General features: G+C 62.6%; 13 protein-coding genes. 9 read left to right on the plus strand and 4 right to left on the minus strand.

Annotated elements, in window-relative coordinates:
- Positions 1–336: 336 nt before the first annotated feature.
- Both ACPW75_RS07380 and ACPW75_RS07385 read left to right on the plus strand, forming a co-directional pair.
- Positions 337–1,686, plus strand: a complete 1,350-nt coding sequence (locus ACPW75_RS07380; RefSeq protein WP_190283612.1) for a leucine-rich repeat-containing protein kinase family protein — start codon at positions 337–339, stop codon at positions 1,684–1,686.
- A gap of 216 nt (positions 1,687–1,902) precedes the next feature.
- Entirely contained in the window at positions 1,903–2,556 is a 654-nt protein-coding gene (locus ACPW75_RS07385) for a thiopurine S-methyltransferase (protein WP_016350923.1), read from the plus strand.
- A gap of 295 nt (positions 2,557–2,851) precedes the next feature.
- Here ACPW75_RS07385 and ACPW75_RS07390 read toward each other — a convergent pair whose 3' ends face one another.
- Positions 2,852–5,626, minus strand: a complete 2,775-nt coding sequence (locus tag ACPW75_RS07390; RefSeq protein WP_077096999.1) for an insulinase family protein — start codon at positions 5,624–5,626, stop codon at positions 2,852–2,854.
- A gap of 162 nt (positions 5,627–5,788) precedes the next feature.
- Between ACPW75_RS07390 and sixA the strand changes: the two genes are divergently transcribed.
- From sixA to ACPW75_RS07405, 3 genes are all read left to right on the plus strand, one after another.
- A complete protein-coding gene (gene sixA, locus ACPW75_RS07395) occupies positions 5,789–6,256 on the plus strand; it encodes a phosphohistidine phosphatase SixA (RefSeq protein WP_077096998.1) in 468 nt (155 codons plus the stop codon).
- Positions 6,257–6,389: 133 nt separating this feature from the next.
- Positions 6,390–6,596, plus strand: a complete 207-nt coding sequence (locus ACPW75_RS07400) for a DUF1107 domain-containing protein (RefSeq protein ID WP_016350921.1) — start codon at positions 6,390–6,392, stop codon at positions 6,594–6,596.
- A 201-nt stretch (positions 6,597–6,797) separates the two neighbouring features.
- The gene (locus ACPW75_RS07405; protein ID WP_024943970.1) at positions 6,798–7,715 is read left to right on the plus strand and encodes a DMT family transporter; all 918 of its coding nucleotides are present in this window, start codon (positions 6,798–6,800) and stop codon (positions 7,713–7,715) included.
- Between the two features lie 49 nt (positions 7,716–7,764).
- On the opposite strand, the gene ACPW75_RS07410 is transcribed toward ACPW75_RS07405, so the two are convergent.
- Entirely contained in the window at positions 7,765–9,381 is a 1,617-nt protein-coding gene (locus tag ACPW75_RS07410) for a peptide ABC transporter substrate-binding protein (protein ID WP_077096997.1), read from the minus strand.
- Between the two features lie 384 nt (positions 9,382–9,765).
- Between ACPW75_RS07410 and fbp the strand changes: the two genes are divergently transcribed.
- Complete coding sequence (fbp, locus tag ACPW75_RS07415) at positions 9,766–10,800, plus strand: class 1 fructose-bisphosphatase (protein WP_077096996.1); 1,035 nt, start codon at positions 9,766–9,768, stop codon at positions 10,798–10,800.
- A gap of 217 nt (positions 10,801–11,017) precedes the next feature.
- Here fbp and mfd read toward each other — a convergent pair whose 3' ends face one another.
- Together mfd and ACPW75_RS07425 are read right to left on the minus strand one after the other, a co-directional pair.
- Positions 11,018–14,479 (minus strand): transcription-repair coupling factor, encoded by a 3,462-nt coding sequence (mfd, locus tag ACPW75_RS07420; protein WP_077096995.1) that lies wholly within the window; start codon positions 14,477–14,479, stop codon positions 11,018–11,020.
- Between the two features lie 9 nt (positions 14,480–14,488).
- Positions 14,489–15,064: a hypothetical protein gene (locus ACPW75_RS07425; protein ID WP_011705874.1), complete on the minus strand. Its 576-nt coding sequence runs from the start codon at positions 15,062–15,064 to the stop codon at positions 14,489–14,491.
- A 76-nt stretch (positions 15,065–15,140) separates the two neighbouring features.
- On the opposite strand from ACPW75_RS07425, the gene ACPW75_RS07430 reads away from it, so the two are divergent.
- The 3 genes from ACPW75_RS07430 (at position 15,141) to lolE (ending at position 18,392) form a co-directional block, all read left to right on the plus strand.
- A complete protein-coding gene (locus tag ACPW75_RS07430; protein WP_190283611.1) occupies positions 15,141–16,376 on the plus strand; it encodes a lipoprotein-releasing ABC transporter permease subunit in 1,236 nt (411 codons plus the stop codon).
- Positions 16,377–16,452: 76 nt separating this feature from the next.
- Entirely contained in the window at positions 16,453–17,151 is a 699-nt protein-coding gene (gene lolD, locus ACPW75_RS07435; RefSeq protein WP_020480138.1) for a lipoprotein-releasing ABC transporter ATP-binding protein LolD, read from the plus strand.
- Positions 17,151–18,392: a lipoprotein-releasing ABC transporter permease subunit LolE gene (lolE, locus tag ACPW75_RS07440; protein ID WP_041217146.1), complete on the plus strand. Its 1,242-nt coding sequence runs from the start codon at positions 17,151–17,153 to the stop codon at positions 18,390–18,392. The genes lolD and lolE overlap by 1 nt, the downstream gene beginning before the upstream one ends.
- Positions 18,393–18,462 lie beyond the last annotated feature (70 nt).

Below are 18,462 nucleotides of genomic sequence, written 5' to 3' on the forward strand. Positions count from 1 at the left end.
GCAGTTCCCTCGCAGGTGTGTTGTGCGCCAGCTAAGTGGCGCACGGGGTTGGCTGTGGGTTGGAACCTCAACGGGTTCGGCTCTCAATTGATTCGAACCCACTCTGGTTTGACCCCACTATGGCAATCGGCCCTCACAGACACGACCCGAATCTTGCTCTCTTTGCCCCATATCACGGCACCGTGCGCCGATGCCGACCCTCGCGGCAACAAAACAGGGGATCTTCGGCCGTCATTCTCTATAATGCCCCCTCTTTTTTTGACTGCCGGTTTGACTGCTGGGCCATACCGGCGGCACCGCTGGCCGCGAGCCGGCCACCCCGATAGAGACGATGTCATGCATACTCTGGAACAGCTGCGCGCAGGTGAACTCTGCGGCGCCCGCCACCTCAAACTCGCCGAAAACCTGACGGAGTTCCCGCCCGAGATCTTCAGTCTCAAAGAGACGCTGGAGGTGCTGGATCTCACCGGCAACCAGTTGAGTCGGCTGCCTGACGAGCTGGCCGAGTTCAGCAAGCTGCGCATCATTTTCTGCTCCGAGAACCGCTTTACCGAGCTGCCCGAGGTGCTGGGGCGCAGCCCGGCGCTCACCATGGTGGGCTTCAAGGCCAACCGGATCACCACGGTTCCCGCTGCGTCGCTGCCGGCGGGGCTGCGCTGGTTGATCCTGACCGACAACGCGGTGGAGCAGTTGCCCGATGAGCTGGGTCAATGCGGCGCCCTGCAAAAGCTGATGCTCTCGGGCAATCGCCTGCGCGAGCTGCCGGCAAGCCTGGCCAACTGCCAGCGTCTGGAGCTGGTGCGCATCGCCGCCAACCGGCTCGACGCGCTGCCGGATTGGCTGGTGAGCCTGCCACGCCTCGCCTGGCTGGCGTATGCAGGCAACCCCTTCAGCGACAAGCAGGAGCAGCGGCTGGGCCAGTGCGCCTCGGTGGCCGACATCCCGTGGGCTGCGCTGACGGTGGGCGAGCTGCTGGGGCAGGGGGCATCCGGTGTCATCCATCGCGCGGAGCTGGCCACGCCGGCGGGGCCGCGGGCGGTGGCGGTCAAGTGCTTCAAGGGGGCCGTGACCAGTGATGGGCTGCCCCGCTGCGAGCTGGCGGTGTCGTTGGCGGCTGGTCGTCATCCCCATCTGGTCGGGGTCGAGGGGCGGGTGGGCGATCACCCCTCCGGCATCCCGGCGCTGGTGATGGCGCTGATAGACCCAGATTTTATCAACCTGGCGGGGCCGCCGAGCCTGGACTCCTGCACTCGCGACATCTACCCGGCCGATGCCCGCTTTACCCCGGCCGCGCTGCTGGCCATGGTGCAGGGGGTGGCGAGCGCCGCGCTGCATCTGCACGGACGCGGCATCCTGCACGGCGATCTCTACGCCCACAACATGCTGCACTCTTTGCAAGAGGAGGGGCAGTTGCTGCTCGGGGATTTCGGCGCCGCCTCCTGTTATGAGCGAACCGATGGTGAGCTGGCCGGCTTGCTGGAGCGACTGGAAGTGAGAGCCTTCGGCTGCCTGCTGGAAGAGCTGCTGGCCCGCTGTGCCCCCTGTGATGACAGGCTGGATGCCCTGCATGTGCTGGTAGATGACTGTTTTGCCGAGGTGGTGGCGGTGCGTCCCGGCTTTGCCGAGATTGTAGCCAGGCTTGCTGCGGTGGCGCCGGTCATCTGCGCCGAGCCAGTTTTGCTGTGATCCGGCCCGCCCTGCCGTCGCGGTTGCAAGCAGGTGGAAAGCAGGCGAGCAAAAGCAGGAGTGGATGACAAAAAGATGTCAAAAGGGGGCCTTGGGGCCCTTTTTTGTTTTGTTCCGCTTTTTTGGGCAAAAGTTATGGCTGCCGCCTTGTTGGTGCTTGCGTGTGCCGGGCTAAGTTGTGATATTGAGGCATCTTTACATGACAGGGGTTACTGGATGGAAGCGGCATTTTGGCATCAGCGTTGGGAAGAGAACCGGATCGGCTTTCATCAGGCGGATTTCAATCGCTGGCTGCAATCCTGGTGGTCGGCCCAGCAGCAGGGCGAGCCCGTGCTGGTGCCCCTGTGCGGCAAGTCCCGCGACATGCTCTGGTTGAGCGGGCAGGGCCATCCGGTCGACGGGTTCGAGCTCTCGTCCGTCGCCATCAACAGCTTTTTCAGCGAGAACAAGTTGAGCGACACTGTGAGTGCCGAGGGACCCTATCAGTGCCATCAGCACGACAGCCTGCGCATCTATGAGGGGGATTTTTTCGCCGCCCCCGAACTTGGCCGCCGCTATCGGCTGGCTTACGACAGGGCAGCCCTCATCGCCCTGCCGACCGCCATGCGCCGTCAATATGCCGAGCTGATGAGCCGGCTTATCGAGGCGGGCGGTCAGATCCTGCTGGTGACTCTGGAGTATCAGCCGGAGCAGCAGCGCCAGCCGCCGTTCTCGGTGGGGGAGATGGAGGTGCGCACCCTGTTTGAGCGCCACTTCCAGGTCGAGGTGCTGGGGCGAGCGGCGGAGCTCGATCACCCCAGGGTGCTGTCGGGCCAGCTCTCCTACTTCGACGAGGTGGCCTACCGGTTGGTGCGCCGTCCAGAGGCTTGACCAAAAGCGTGACCCGAGGCCATAAAACTCGCCATAAAGCTGCAGCTGGTTGACTCTTTATTACCTCCTTTGACATAGATCAACGTGACAAGGGAGGGGAGTGCCTAAGATGAGCCTGTTTCTCAATCACTGTTGTCATCGGCAGGCGCGCTCTGGTTTGGGACTGCCCGCCGACCATCAACTCAGTGTCTGATTTTCACGCTCATGTTCACTTTTGGCGGCTCTGGTCGCAATTGATTATGGTTTTTCCAGCCGACCCCACGGGGTCGGCTTTTTATTGGCTGAAAGAAGGGGATCAGGCCTCGAAGGTGGCGGCATTGAGCCGGAACGCACGCGGGTCGTCGATGAACTGGCCGGTGATGCGCTCGTCGTGCTCGTGGCCCTGGCCATAGCTGCAGAGGATCAGCCGATCCGACGTTCTCGATCTCAGCTGGGTGATAAAGCGCACCAGATCGGCGCGGCTCAGGTTGCCCACCTCCTCGCACACCCTTTCGCGCTGATCAAAGCCCAGATCCTTGTTGCCGATGCTGACCCACAGTCGCTGGCCGCGGCTGCGCAGGTTGGCATCCCGCTCGCTCAGCTGGGCCTGCAGGCCCGCCTTGCTGTCCTGCCACTGGCGGGCGGTGAGCTCGAGCATGGCCAGCGGAAACAGATCGATGAACTCCTCTACCGCATCCAGCAGGATCTGCGGCCCGGCTACTGGCGACTGGATGTAGAAGATGAGGCCGGGATGGCGGTTGAGGGGCAGGTTGCCGGCCCCCACCACGTAGCCGAGCTGCTGACGGGTACGCAACTCGTGAAAGAAGGTGGAGGACATGATGTGGTTGGCCAGGGTGAAACAGGCCAGATCCCGCGCCCGTGTGGTGCGTGACTGGTAGTAGACCAGCAGGGCCGAGTCTTCATGCTCGCAGCCCTGTTCGCGAATGAGGGTGCCCCTGTCCTGAATGGAGATGAGTGGACGACGGGTCTCGGCACTGGGCTGGCTGTTGACACCGAGGTGGCGCTCCAGCAGGGCGGCGAGCTCGAGGGCCTCGGCGGCGGTCCAGTCGCCGTGCACCAGGGTCTCTACGTGCACCTCGGCAAAGAGGCTCGCCACGAAGGCGGGCATCTCGCCCAGCTCGACGCTGCGCAGGTGGCGCAGCAACTGCTCGAACGGCGGGTTGTTGGGCTGCAGCAGGCTGGTGAGCTGGTTGAACAGCTGGGAGATGGGGCGCGCCTTGGACTGGTTGTCCCAGTTGCGGATGAGCTGCTCCTTGATCTCGCTAAAGCGGGCCGGATCCGGGTAACCCAGGGTGCGGTTGCCGAGGATCATGTCGAGCAGCAGCGGCTGCTTGTCGGCAAAGCCGCTCAGGTTGATGGTAAAGCCTCCCTGGTGGGCATAGATCTGGTAACCGAGCCCCGCCAGCTCCGCCGGGTAGGTGAGGGCGTTGAGGTGGTCGGTGAGCAGCTCCACTGCCAGGCGGGCCATGGCAATGTGGCGCGGGCTCTTGACCGCGTGCTCGCTGTCGATGGAGATGTAGAGGTTGCCCTTGGGCACGCTGAACTGATGCTCGTGCAGGTGCCAGAGCCGAAAGCCGGGCCGATCGATCAGGCAGGCGGGCATGTCTGCGGTGAGCTCGGGCGTGCGCACATCGAGCCGGTTGCTGATGAAGGGGTTGGGCAGCGGCAGGGCCAGCGCCGGATCCGGTTCGCTCTGCTGCCAGCGGATCTTCTCCGCCTCGGTGATGGTGGTCACGCTGTAGGGGGTCTGATACCAGCGGGCCAGCCGGTCCGTGCCGAGCTCCGGCGCCGTGATGGTCAGGCGCAGGTTGTGGGGGGTGAGCTTGGCGAGCAGGCGGCGAATGAGCGGCTCGTCGTATGCGCGCATCATGTAGTCGCCGTAGAGCAGGTCGTCGGGAGCATAGCTGAACAGGTTCAACACCAGCCCGGAGACGGTGTCGAGCGCCCGGCCCCGCTCCTGGAAGCGGAAGGCGGACTCAAGCACGGTGCGCTTCTCGTCGTAGCGCCAGGCTTCCACCCCGCCGCGTTCGATGAGCTTCAAGTAGCCGAACAGGGCCGCCACTATCTCGTTGACGTGCTCGAGCCCGAGCGGGGTCAGGCCGAAGTTGACGCCAAAATCCTTGAAGTTGGCGCCGCTGATGCCGCCGCCGGCGGAGAGCTGGTTGACCCAGCCCTTCGCTTTCAGCAGGGAGAGCAGGCTGCCGTCTCCTTCGTAGCCGATGAGGTGGCTCAGGAAGGTGAGGGGCTTCTTGTCGTAATACTCATCCACGTTGGGCAACGGGAAGGTGAGCGCGAGTTTGCGGGTCTCCTTGACCGGGTTGATCTGGATGCGAATGCCCAGGTCATCGAGCCGGTAGAGGGGCATCTCGAGGGTCGGCGTTCCCAAATTGCGATTCAAAATGGGAGCGAAAAAGCGATCGCACCAGCCGAGCTGGGCCTCGATGGTGGCTGGCGAGATTATCACCAGCGCCATGCGATCCGCGCTGTAGTGGGTTTCGTAAAACCGGATGAGGTCGGAGCGCAGATCCCGACCGGGCAGATCGGCCAGGGTATCGAGGTTGCCCACCGAGAATTTGGCGAAGGGGTGGGCGGGATTGACCGTCTCCTTATGCACCTGGTAGCTGCGGCGCACGTCGTCCTGCAGCTTGAGGCGGTATTCGGAGTCGACCGCGTTGCGTTCCTTGTCCACCCACTCGGGATCGAAGGTGGGGCAGATGAAGAACTGGGAGAAACGGTCCAGCCCAGCCTCGAAGAAGCCGTTGTCGATCTCGAAGAAGAAGTTGGTGAACTCGGTGCCGGTCCAGGCGTTGTTGCTGCCGCCATGACGGCTCATAAATTGCTGGTATTCACCAGGTTTGGGATAGGTGCAGGTGCCAAGGAACAGCATATGCTCAAGGAAATGAGCCATTCCCTGCCGGTCCGCCGGATCGTCGAAATGGCCGGTGTTGACGGCCAGGGAGGCGGCAGACTTGTCGGTGTCGGGATCGCAGATCAACAAGACCCTGAGCCGGTTTGCCAGCTCCAGATAGTGGTACTGCCGATGGTCGTTGGGACTGGCATATGGGCTCATTGGCGCGTGACTCTTGTTGGATTTATTTGAATTTAAACATGATTATCGACCCCGCTACCCGGTGAGGCAAACCCTTTTCTGAGAGGTAGCGCAATTGTTTCCCCCGGCATGGCGGGGTAAGATCCCCCCGCTATCAAAACAGGCCCGTTGGGCGAGGTTGTAATGAAAATCTACATCATGCGTCATGGCCAGGCAGGCATGAATGCGAAAACAGATGAACAGCGTCCACTGACCGAGCAGGGAATCGAAGAGTCCATCTACATGGCCCGCTGGCTGGCTCCCCAGCTTGGCGACAAGCTGGATCGGGTGATCCACAGCAACTACCTGCGCGCCAAACAAACCTGGCAGAGCATATGCAGTGAATTACCCAAGGCAGGGGCCGTCGAAGAGAGTGGTGACATCACCCCTTATGGCGATCCGGCCTTCGTGGCGAGCTACCTCACTGCGCTTGCGGCCAAGCACGACAGCATTCTGATGGTGAGCCACCTGCCGCTGGTGGGCTATCTGGTGCAGAGCCTCTGTCCGGCAGCCGGTGCCCCCATGTTTTCCACCTCAGGTCTGGCCTGTATCGAGTGGCAAGATGGCAAGGGGGTCTTGCTCTGGTTGGAAGGACCACATACAATACGCTAAAAGTTAATAAAAAGTTATAGATTGGTTTTTTGGGGAAGAGAGTCGCGATTTTTCCGGATTTTTATACAGAATTTACGGAATTATTTCGCAGAAGCTGCTGTCATACGGATACAACTGCAAGAGGTTGCAAACGATGAGAGTGTTCAAGAAGTACCTGCCGCTGATGGTGGCAAAACATGTCAAAACCTTCTTCAAGGGGCGGATTTACATCCACGGCAGAGGACGCTTTGACTTCCAGTCCGGCCTGCTGATGATGCCCACGTCGGCGGACATTCCCCACCGTCAGACCGTGGTCGAGGTCAACGAGTTGATCTCGAGACTGCACATGGATGCGGCGTGATTGCTTCGTCACCTCGCTGATCCGCGTCATGCCCGCCACCGTGCGGGCATGACTGTTTTTGGGCTCCCTCCGGCCTCTTCAGCGCTGTTCGACCCCCCTTTTTGTCAGCCAATTCTGCCCAGGCGGCGCGGCGCTTGCTAATCCTGTTGACCCCCCTATACTGCCGCCAGAAATACCCGCTGCTTTTTTCTGGATATAGCGATGCCACTTGCCTTCTTGTTTCCCTTCTCCTGCATGGCCATCTGGGCCGGCAACGCCATCGTCAGCAAACTGGCGGTGGGCGTACTCTCACCGGCGGCGCTGGCCTGGTCGCGCTGGATGGTGGCCGCCATCATCTTGACGCCGTTCCTTGCGCACCGGGCCTGGCGGGATCGCGCCAAGCTGCGCGCCGGCTTCTATCAGCTGGCGGCGCTGGCTCTGCTCGGCATGGTGCTCAACCAGACTTTCGGCTATTACGCGGCGCAGACCCTGGGGGCCACCGAGATCGGCCTGATGATGGGGCTGACTCCGCTGATGACGGTGCTGCTCAGCATCTGGCTGCTGCGCGAGCGCCCCACCTGGGGGGCGCTGCTTGGCGGCGTCATCTCCATCCTGGGGCTGGCGATCTTGCTGGGGCAGGGGGATCCCGCCCGCCTCTTTACTCAGGGTATCCACATCGGCTCCGTCTACATGCTGCTGTCGGCGGGTACCTATGCGCTCTACAGCGTGTTGCTCAAGAAGTGGGATCTGGGGCTCGACAACTGGTCCATGCTCTACGGCCAGGTGCTCTGCAGCCTGCTGTTTCTCACTCCGTTCTATTTGCTGGTGGACGGGCAATGGCCGGACGGCCGGGCGCTCTGGCTGATCCTCTATGCGGGGATCCCGACCTCGGCCCTGTCGCCCTGGCTGTGGATGCAGGGCATCGCCCTGCTGGGGGCAAGTCGCACTGCCATCTTCATGAACCTGCTGCCGGTGATGACTGCCGCTCTGGCCATCAGCTGGCTCGGCGAAAGATTGACCAGTTATCATCTGATCGGTGGCGGCATGACCCTGTTTGGGGTGCTGCTGGCCCAGTTGCTGGTGCAGCCTGTGGTGCTGCGCCGGCGCAGGGTGGCGTTGGCCGCCTGCCGGGACGAATGAGAAAAAAGACCGCCGAAAGGCGGTCTTTTTGTCTGCGGGATGGCGAACCTTATTGCGCGGTCAGATAGAGATCTTTCGAGTAGACCAGATCCTGCGGATTCTGATAGGGGTAGCCCTTGATGTTGGGTTTGAGCAGGCGGGATTTGACATAGAAATAGACCGGGGCGATGGGCGCTTCTGCATCGATCAGAGCCTCGGCCTGCTGATAGAGCTGGTTGCGTTCGGCCGGATCCCTGGCGTCATGGGCCTTGGCCAGCAGGGCATCGTACTGCTTGTTGAACCACTTGCCGCTGTTGGCACTGCTGCTGGAGGTCATGATGTCGAGGAAGGTGGAGGCATCGTTGTAATCCCCGTTCCAGGCGTAGCGGCTGACCCCGAAGTCCCCTTCGTTCAGGGCCGACACCATGGTCTTCCACTCCATGTTGTTGAGCTTGGCCTGCACTCCCAGGTTATGCTTCCACATGGAGGAGATGGCCAAGGCTATCTTCTTGTGCCCTTCGTTGGTGTTGTAGAGGATGTCCACATCCAGCGGCTTGCCCGGGCCATAACCCGCTTCGGCGAGCAGCGCCTTGGCCTGCTTGATCCGCTCTTCCTTGCTCATCCGCTCGCTGGCCGGTCGCTTGAGCTCGAAGCCGTCCACTATCGGCGGCGTCAGGCTGAAGGCGGAGATCTGGCCCTGCCCCAGGATCTTCTCGGTGATGGTGTCCCGATCGATGGCCAGGGAGAGCGCCTTGCGCACCTTGGGGTTGTCGAACGGCTTGCGCTGGGTGTTGAACACGTAGTAGTAGGTGGCCAGGGTCGGCACGCTCACCAGCTCCTGCGGGCTCTGCTGCTTGAGCTGCTTGTACTGCTCGAGCGGATAGCTGGTGTAGTGCAGCTCGCCGGCGCGATAGCGGTTGTAGGCGGCGGTGTCGGAGACGATCTCCAGATAGAACACCTTGTTCAGCACCGTATGCTGGTTGTCCCAGTAATGGGGGTTGCGCTCGGAGATGAGACGCTCGTTGGGGGTCCACTCCTTGAGCACGAAGGCCCCGTTGGAGACGATGTTGCCCGGCTTGACCCACTCATGACCGAACTTCTCGATGGTCGCCCTCGGCGCCGGGAAGGTGGTGTAGTGGGAGAGGGTTTTGAGGAAGAAGGGCACCGGGTTTTTCAAGGTGATCTGCAGGGTATGGGCATCGAGCGCCTTGATGCCCAGCGTATCCGGGCTCTGCTTGCCCTGAATGACCTCGGCGGCATTGGTGACGCCGGTCAGCTCGATGAACCAGGCGTAGTTGGAGGCATTCTTGGGATCCGCCGCCCGCTGCCAGCCATAGACGTAATCGGCCGCCGTCACCGGCTCGCCGTTGGACCATTTGGCATCGGGTCTGAGCTTGAAGGTGTAGACGGTGCCCGTGGGGTCGAGCTCGTAGCCAAGAGCGCCGGCAGGCTGCAGCTTGCCGTCTCCGTCCAGGGTGTAGAGCCCCTCGAACAGATCGTTGACGATTTCGCTGCCCGCGCTCTCTTCCACCATCTGGGGGTCGATGGAGGCGGGTTCGGTACCTATGTTGCGGATGAAGGTTTGCTGTTCTGCCGGCAGCAACTTGGTACCGGCCGGTACCTGGGCTGCCAGGGCGGGGAGTGTGAACAGGGCGGCAACCGTGCCGGCAATGAGTGTCCTTTTCATTGAATATCCTTATGTTTTTTTGCTTCCAAAGCCGGGCCAGTGTGCGGGATTGATGGCGAGATCTCAAGAGGCAGACAGGTCCCCCATGGCATGTGTCCCAGATAGGGGGCATGGCGGGGATCTTGCCATCCTCATGGCGACATCTTCGTGAGTTTTTGCCACGAATTAACATCGAAAAAGTTACCGATTGAAACCAGTTTGAGGGCGGTTTCGGGCGAAAAAGGTGGGGGAGATGTGCGTTTATTCAGCGGCTTAATTCGCTGCAAAAACAAAAAACAGGCGTTACATTAGGTTACAAAACAAGGCTGCCGAGGATCGGCACTTTTTTTGTCTATGCGTGCAAACGTTTTCAAAGCCAACGGAAACGATCTTAAAGGAACAATAATGCGAAACATGATCACCATGGGCGAGTTCATCGTCAAAAAGCAGGCGGATTATCCCACCGCGACCGGCGAGCTGACCTCGCTGCTCAGCTCCATCCGCCTGGCCGCCAAGGTGGTGAACCGGGAGATCAACAAGGCGGGGCTGGCGGACATCATCGGCTCCATGGGCGCTGAAAACGTGCAGGGCGAGGTGCAGCAGAAGCTGGACGTCTACGCCAACGAGCGCTTCAAGGCGGCACTGGAAGCCCGTGGCGAAGTGTGCGGCATGGCCTCCGAAGAGGAGGAGGATTTCGTCTCCTTCGATTCCGAGCTCTCCCGTCACTCCAAGTACGTGGTATTGATCGACCCCCTCGATGGCTCCTCCAACATCGACGTCAACGTCTCCGTCGGCACCATCTTCTCCATCTACCGCCGGGTCAGCAAGCCGGGCGCCGGCGTCACCCTGGAAGACTTCCTGCAGCCGGGCAACCGCCAGGTCGCCGCCGGTTACGTGGTCTACGGCTCCTCGACCATGCTGGTCTACACCACCGGCTTTGGCGTCAACGGCTTTACCTACGACCCCTCCATCGGCTGCTTCTGCCTCTCCCACGAGAACATCCGCATTCCGGAGGAGGGCAAGATCTACTCCATCAACGAGGGGAACTACATCAAGTTCCCGGACGGGGTGAAGAAGTACCTCAAATATTGCCAGGAGCGGGACGAGGCGACCCACCGTCCTTACACCTCCCGCTACATCGGCTCGCTGGTCTCCGATTTTCACCGCAACCTGCTCAAGGGCGGCATCTACATCTATCCGTCCGGCACCAACTCGCCGAACGGCAAGCTGCGCCTGCTCTATGAGTGCAACCCCATGGCGTTCCTGGTGGAGCAGGCCGGCGGCAAGGCATCAGACGGCTTTGGCCGCATCATGGACATCCAGCCCACCGCGCTGCACCAGCGTACCCCCTATTTCGTGGGTTCCACCAAGATGGTGGAGCGGGCCGAGGCCTTTATGCGGGAGTTCTCTTCCCATGAGGATCCGGCTAATCAGGGTTGATCGTCAGAGGTGTAGGTTGGTGCTGAGCGCAGCGAAGCCCAACGTTTACCGGTGCGATTCCCTCTCCCTCTGGGAGAGGGCAGGGTGAGGGGAATGGTTTTCACTGCCCCCCTCATCCCCGACCCTTCTCCCACAAGGGGAGAAGGGAGACGCTCGTCACCAGCCAACATAAACAAAACGGGAGCCACAGTGGCTCCCGTTTTGTTTCGCTTTCCGCCTACAGGCTGTTGTTGGCGAGGTCTGCCAGCAGGCCGTCCACCAGCTTGAGGCGCATGGCCCTGTCCTGGGTCGGCACCTGGAAGCGCAGCCGGGTCGGCCCGTCCATCTTGTAGATGCGCGGCTGCTCGGAGAGCAGCTTGACCAGATAGGCAGGGTTGACCTTGGTCTCCTGGGTAAAGTCCAGATAGCCGCCACGCTCGCTCATCTCCACCCGGCGAATGCCAAGGGCTGTGGCGCGCTGGCGGAAGGCGGCCAGCTCCAGCAGGGTTTTGGTCGGCTCCGGCAACAGGCCAAAACGGTCGATCAGCTCCACTTTCAGTTCGCGCAGCTCCTGCTCGTCCGCCGCACTGGCGATCCGCTTGTACATGGAGAGGCGCATGTTGACGTCCGGGATGTAGTCGTCCGGCAACAGCGCAGGCAGGCGCAGCTCCACCTCGGTGTGCTGGCTCATGAGTTGTTCGAGCGACGGCTCTTTGCCCGATTTCAGCGCCTCGACCGCCTGCTCCAGCATCTCCATGTAGAGGGTGAAGCCGACCGATTCAATCTGGCCACTCTGATCGTCACCGAGCAGTTCGCCGGCGCCGCGGATCTCCAGATCGTGGGTGGCCAGTGCAAAGCCAGCACCGAGATCTTCAAGGGACGCAATGGCCTCCAGCCGCTTGGCCGCATCCTTGGTCATCAGCTTGGGATGGGGGGTGAGCAGGTAGGCATAGGCCTGGTGGTGGGAGCGGCCGACCCGGCCCCGCAGCTGGTGCAGCTGGGCCAATCCCAGGTGATCCGCCCGATCCATGATGATGGTGTTGGCGCTCGGTACGTCGATGCCGGTCTCGATGATGGTGGTGCAGACCAGCAGGTTGAAGCGCTGGTGGTAGAAGTCCGACATCACCCGCTCGAGCTCGCGCTCGCGCATCTGGCCGTGGGCGATGCCGATGCGCGCCTCCGGCACCAGCTCGGCAAGATCTGCCGCGCACTTCTCGATGCTCTCCACGTCGTTGTGCAGGTAGTAGACCTGGCCGCCGCGCTTCAACTCCCGCAGCACCGCCTCGCGGGTGACCGCCGGCTCCTGCTGGCGCACGAAGGTCTTGATGGCGAGCCGCTTGGCGGGCGGGGTAGCGATGATGGAGAGATCCCGCATGCCCGACATCGCCATGTTGAGGGTGCGCGGAATGGGGGTGGCGGTGAGGGTGAGGATGTCCACGTCGGCCCGCAGCGCCTTGATCTTCTCCTTCTGGCGCACCCCGAAGCGATGCTCCTCGTCGACGATGAGCAGCCCCAGATCCTTGAAGGTAAGCTCGGCGCCGAGCAGCTTGTGGGTGCCGATGATGATGTCGACCTTGCCCTCGGCCAGCTCTTTCATCACGGCGGACTGCTCCTTGGCAGAGCGGAAGCGGCTCAACACCTCGACCCGTACCGGCCAGTTGGCGAAGCGGTCGCGGAAGTTGTCATAGTGCTGCTGGGCGAGCAGGGTGGTGGGCACCAGCACGGCCACCTGCTTGCCGCCATGCACTGCCACAAACGCCGCCCGCATCGCCACCTCGGTCTTGCCGAAGCCCACGTCGCCGCACACCAGCCGATCCATGCTCTTGGCCTGGCACATGTCGCCGAGCACCGCATTGATGGCGTTGAGCTGGTCGTCGGTCTCCTCGAACGGGAAGCCGGCGGCAAACTGGCGATAGGCCTCGCGGTCGTGTTTGAAGGCAAAGCCGTGACGGGCCGCCCGCATGGCATAGACATCCAGCAGCTCGGCTGCCACGTCGCGCACCTTTTCGGCCGCCTTGCGCCGGGCCTTGACCCAGGCCTCGCCGCCGAGCTTGTGGCTGGGCGGGTTGTCCGAGCCGGTATAACGGCTGATCAGGTGCAAACTGGTGACCGGCACGAACAACTTGTCGCCGCCGGCGTATTCCAGGGTCAGAAACTCGGTGGGCAGGCCGCCGGCATCGATGGTTTCCAGCCCCAGATAGCGGCCGACCCCGTGATCCAGGTGCACCACCGGCTGACCCTGGGTCAGCTCGCCGAGGTTTCGGATCACCGCATCCGAGCTCAGGTTCTTGCTCTTCTCCCGTTGCCGTTTGCTGCGGATCTTGCCGCCCAGCAGTTCGGTCTCGGTGATGAGCGCGAGCTCCTCTTGCCCCGGCTCTCGCAGCAAGAAGCCGCGCTCGAGCGGTGCCACCAGCAGGCCGTGACGGGCCTTGCTGGTAATGAAGGCGTCGAGTGATGCGAACTCCTTGGGCTGCAGCGCGATGCGGGCCAGCAGATCGCCCAGCACCTCGCGCCGCCCCTCGGACTCCACCGCAAACAGGGTGCGCCCAGCAAAACCTTGCAGGAACTGGTTGAGGGCCAGCAGCGGCTGCTCCTTGCTGTGATCGAGCTGCAGCTCGGGCAGCGCCGAGATGGGCAGGTCGTGCTGGCCCGCATCACCGGCAGTGGGCGCCTCCTGCAGCCGCACGGCCGCGTATTGGCCGAGCGCCGCAAACAGCTGCTCCACCGGCAGATAGATCTGTTGGGGTGGCAGCAGGGGACGGGTATTGTCCCAGCGCCTGTCCTCGTAGCGTTGAGCAATGTCGTTCCAGAAGCGCTGGGCGGCGGGGTAGATCTCCCCCACGGTCAGCAGCAGGGTGTTGTCCGGCAGGTGGTCAAACAGGCTGGCGGTCTGCTGGAAGAAGAGCGGCAGATAGTACTCGATGCCGGCCGGCCAGCGCCCCTTGCTCACCTCCTGATAGACGGAGCCCTCGGCGCGGGAGATCTCGAACTGTTCGCGATACTGGCCGCGAAACAGCTCGATGGCCCCTTCGTCGGTGGGAAACTCCCGGGCAGGCAAGAGGCTGACGCTCTTGACCGGCTCGCTGGAGCGCTGGGTCTCGGGATCGAAGGGGCGGATGGAGTCCACCTCGTCGTCGAAGAAGTCGATGCGATAGGGGCTGCTGCTGCCCATGGGGAAGAGATCGAGCAGGGAGCCGCGGGCGGCAAATTCGCCGTGCTCCAGCACCTGCTCCACCGCCACATAGCCCGCCTCGGCGAGGCGCGCGCGCAGCTGCTGCAGATTGAGGCGCTGACCGCTTTTCACCATCAGGCTGTATTTGTCGAGATAGACCCGGGGCGCCGTGCGCAGCATCAGGGTGGAGATGGGCACGATCAGCACGCCGCTGCTCATCTGCGGCAGCTTGTAGAGGGTCTCGAGCCGCTGGGAGATGATGTCCTGATGGGGGGAGAAGGTGTCGTAGGGCAGGGTCTCCCAGTCCGGGAACAGCAGCACCGGACAGCCGGTGTCGGCCAACAGGTATTGCAGTTCCTGTTCGAGGCGCAGGGCGCTCGGGGTATCGGCGGTCACCAGCAGGACGGGGCGATGCGCCTCCTGGGTGAGGCGGGCGGCCATCAGCGAGAGGCTGCTGCCTGTCAGCTGGCCGAGCGTTAACTTTTGGCCCGCCTTGGCGGGCAAGGCGGGAAGCTTCATTGGCATCATTCGATTCTTTTAACGTTGACGGTCTTGCGCACGAAGTTTGAGTTGTTTGGACTGGATATGCAGGCTGGCACGTACCAGCAGTTCACGGTCATCCTCGCGGATCCGCACATAGTCGAGCATCACGTGGGTGCCGTGCTCGCTCGGTTCCAGCTGCTTGACCTGGCCGTAGCAGTAGATGGCGGAGGCCTCTTCGCGCAGGAAGATCTTGAGCCGCACAATTTGGTGCAGGTGCGGCACCTCGCCGTGGCCCTGGCGCGGATGCAGATAGGTCAGCTGGCCGGCACCAAAGCGCAGGGTGTGAAAGCGATGTTCCGGATGATCCTGCACCGACAGCACATAGCCCATGATCATGTCGATCTTGCGCGACTGCTGGTTGATGATCTCCACCAGATCGTGCATCGAATCGTTCTGATTGCGGATCAGGCGGCTGGTCACCATGTCGATGGAGGTAATGGCGGAGGCGATGCGAAACGGTTCGGGCAGCTCGGCCTCCAGTGCCTCCAGCGAGGGCAGATGAAAGTCACCGGGCATGGGGATCACATTGACCGGTGTGGCATGGGTGACACTGAAGAACTGTTCCTGCATGGAGGCTATCCCTTGTTGTCATAGACGGTTTCCCTTTATTATCCGGTATCTTATTTTGTTGGCAATGTAGATATCCTTGAAGACTGGACTTTTTCAGCCACTGTCGCTGGCCATCGGCCTGCGTTATGCAGGCTCGCGACGCAGCAATCGCTTCGTTTCATTTATCTCCCTGTTTTCCACTTTCGGCATCGCCATCGGGGTCGCCGCCCTGATGGTGGTCATCTCGGTGATGAACGGTTTTGAAGGGCAGCTCAAGGGCCGCATCCTGGGGGTGATCCCCCATGTGGTGGTGACCAGCCCGGCGGGGCGCATCGATGCCGCGCCGCAGGGCCTACCCGATCTGGCCAGGCTGCCGCACGTGATTGCCCATGCCCCCATGCTCGACAGCGAAGGCATGCTGCAAAGCCCCGGTCAGCTCACCGGCGTCAGCGTGCAGGGCATCGGTCCCGCCCAGTGGCCCAAGGACGACATCCTGCACGCCCAGATGCAGATGGGGCGTCTGGACAGCCTGCAGGCCGGCGAATACCACATAGTGCTGGGGCAGGGGGTGGCCAATCGCCTCAAGGTCTCCATGGGCGACCAGGTCCGTCTGATCCTGACCGAAGGCACCCGCTTCACCCCGTTTGGCCGGGTACCGGCCCAGCGTCTCTTTACCGTCTCCGGCATCTTCGGGGTCGGTGCCGACGTGGACAGCCAGGTCGCCCTGATTGCGCTGGGGGATGCCCAGCGCATGCTGCGGTTGCCTGCGGATCAGGTGGGCGGCATCCGCCTCTGGCTGGATGACCCCTTCGCCGCTGATCAGGTGGTGAAGACGGCGCTGCCGGACGGGCTGGAGTGGCAGGACTGGCGCCGCGAGCGCGGCGAGCTGTTCCAGGCGGTGGCCATGGAGAAGCGGATGATGGGGCTGATGCTGGTGCTGATCATCGCGGTCGCCACCTTCAACATCCTCTCCGCCCTGGTGATGGTGGTGACCGACAAGGAAGGGGAGGTGGCCATCCTGCGCACCATGGGCATGAGCGAGACCGGCATCGTCAAGATCTTCATGGTGCTGGGGGCCTCCAGCGGCGTCATCGGCGCCCTGTTCGGCGGTCTGGCGGGGCTGGCGCTCTCCATGGGGCTCAACCCCTTGCTCGATGCGGTGGGGCTCAACCTCTACATGACGGCTGGCGGCTCGGGCTTGCCGGTCATCGTCGAACCCGCTCAGGTCGTGACCATTTTGCTGGGTGCCGTGCTGCTCAGCTTCAGCGCCACCCTCTACCCGGCGGCCCGTGCGGCCCGGGTCAAACCGGCCGAGGCGCTGCGTTATGAATAATTCATCTTCTGTTGTTACTGGTGCCGGTGTTGCTGCCGGCGCCGGCGTTGTTACAGGTGCAAGTGGAGCCTCCTTTATGAATCAATCCGTCTCCTGCGAGCCGCTGCTGCGCTGTCAGGCCCTCAACCATGTCTACAAAGAGGGCGATCTGGAGACCCAGGTACTCAAGGGCATCGATCTTAGCGTGGCGCCCGGCGAGATGCTGGCGGTGGTGGGCAGCTCGGGCTCCGGCAAGACCACCCTGCTGCACCTGATGGGGGCGCTCGACAACCCCTCCAGCGGCGCCGTGTTGTTCAAGGGGCAGGACATCCATCGCTGGGACAGCCGCACCCAGGCGAAGTTTCGCAATCAGGAGCTGGGTTTTGTGTACCAGTTCCACCACCTGCTCTCCGAGTTCACCGCGTTGGAAAATGCTGCCATGCCGCTGCTGATCGCCGGTGAGTCGGTGAAGAGCGCGACCGACAAGGCGAGCCGGATGCTGGGGCGGGTAGGGCTCTCCCACCGTCTCAACCACCGACCGTCCGAACTCTCCGGTGGCGAACGCCAGCGGGTGGCCATCGCCCGTGCCTTGGTCAACGAACCCAGCCTGGTGCTGGCGGACGAGCCCACCGGCAACCTGGATCACGCCAGCGCCACCGCCGTCTATGAGCTGCTCTGCGAGCTCAACCGCGAGCTCGGCACCGCGTTCGTGGTGGTGACCCACGATCTCAGCCTGGCAGCCAAGCTCCATCGCCGGGTGACCCTGGTGAGCGGCGTGATGGCGGAGGTCGCCTGATGTTCAAACCGCTGCCCCTGTTTCTGGGCCTGCGTTACAGCCGCTCCCGCCGTCGCAACGGCTTCATCGCCTTTATCTCCGCCTCCTCCCTCATCGGTATCGCCCTCGGGGTGATGGCGCTTATTCTGGGGCTCTCCGCCATGAACGGCTTTGAGCGGGAACTCAAGAACCGGGTGCTCTCCGTGGTGCCCCACGGTGAGCTGATGGGGATGGAGGCACCGCTCCCCAACTGGCCCAAGCTGCGGGACTACCTGCTGGCCCAGCCCGGGGTGGAGGCTGCCGCCCCGGTGATCCGGCTCGACGGCCTGCTGGAGCACGGCAGTGCCCTCAAAGGGCTGCAGGTGCGCGCCGTGCTGCCGGAGCTTGAAGCCAATCTGTCCGATGCGGGCAACTACATGACGGGCCGGGGTCTGCGCGAGCTGGAAGCCGGCGAGCACGGCCTCATCCTCGGCAAGACCATCGCCGACAAGCTGGGGGTCAAGATAGGGGATACTGTCACCCTGCTGCTGCCCCAGGGCGGCGATGCCGCTGGCATCAAGAACCCGAAGCGCGAGTCTCTCACCGTGGTGGGGCTGCTCGAGATCGGCGGCCAGCTCGATGGGGTGCTCGGCTTCATGCATCTGGCGGATGCCCAGGCCATCACCGGCATGGGCAGTGCGGTGGAGGGCTTCAGCCTCAAGGTGAACGACGTGCTCAAGGCGCAGTCCATCACGGTGGCGGCCGCCCAGAAGTTCCCGCACTACGTCTACATCAGCAGCTGGATGAGCCGCCAGGGTTATCTCTATCAGGACATCCAGATGGTGCGCACCGTGATGTACGTGGTGATGCTGATGGTGGTGGCGGTGGCCTGTTTCAACATCGTCTCCACCCTGGTAATGGCGGTGAACGAGAAGCGCAGCGAAATAGCCATCTTGAAGACCATGGGGGCGAGCCCGGGCCAGATCCGGCTCACCTTCGTCATTCAGGGGATGGTGAACGGGGTGGCGGGTGCCTTGCTCGGCGCCCTGCTGGGCGGCCTGCTCTCCAGCAAGCTGACCCAGATCCTGGGGGGCATCGAGAAGCTCATTGGCCACCGTTTCCTCAACCCGGACATCTACTTCATCGACTTCCTGCCGACCGAGCTGCACATGCAGGACTTGCTCATCGTGACCGGCGCCGCCATCCTGATGAGCCTGCTGGCCACCCTCTACCCCGCCTGGCGGGCAAGCGGGCTGGTGCCGTCCCGCGAGCTGGGGCACTGATAGGCGGCATCTTGCTGCTGATAAAAACGAAGGGCCCGCCGGTGCAAACCGGCGGGCCCTGCTGTTTTGG

This window comes from Aeromonas sp. FL131 (assembly GCF_049860615.1).
Taxonomy (GTDB): domain Bacteria; phylum Pseudomonadota; class Gammaproteobacteria; order Enterobacterales; family Aeromonadaceae; genus Aeromonas; species Aeromonas hydrophila.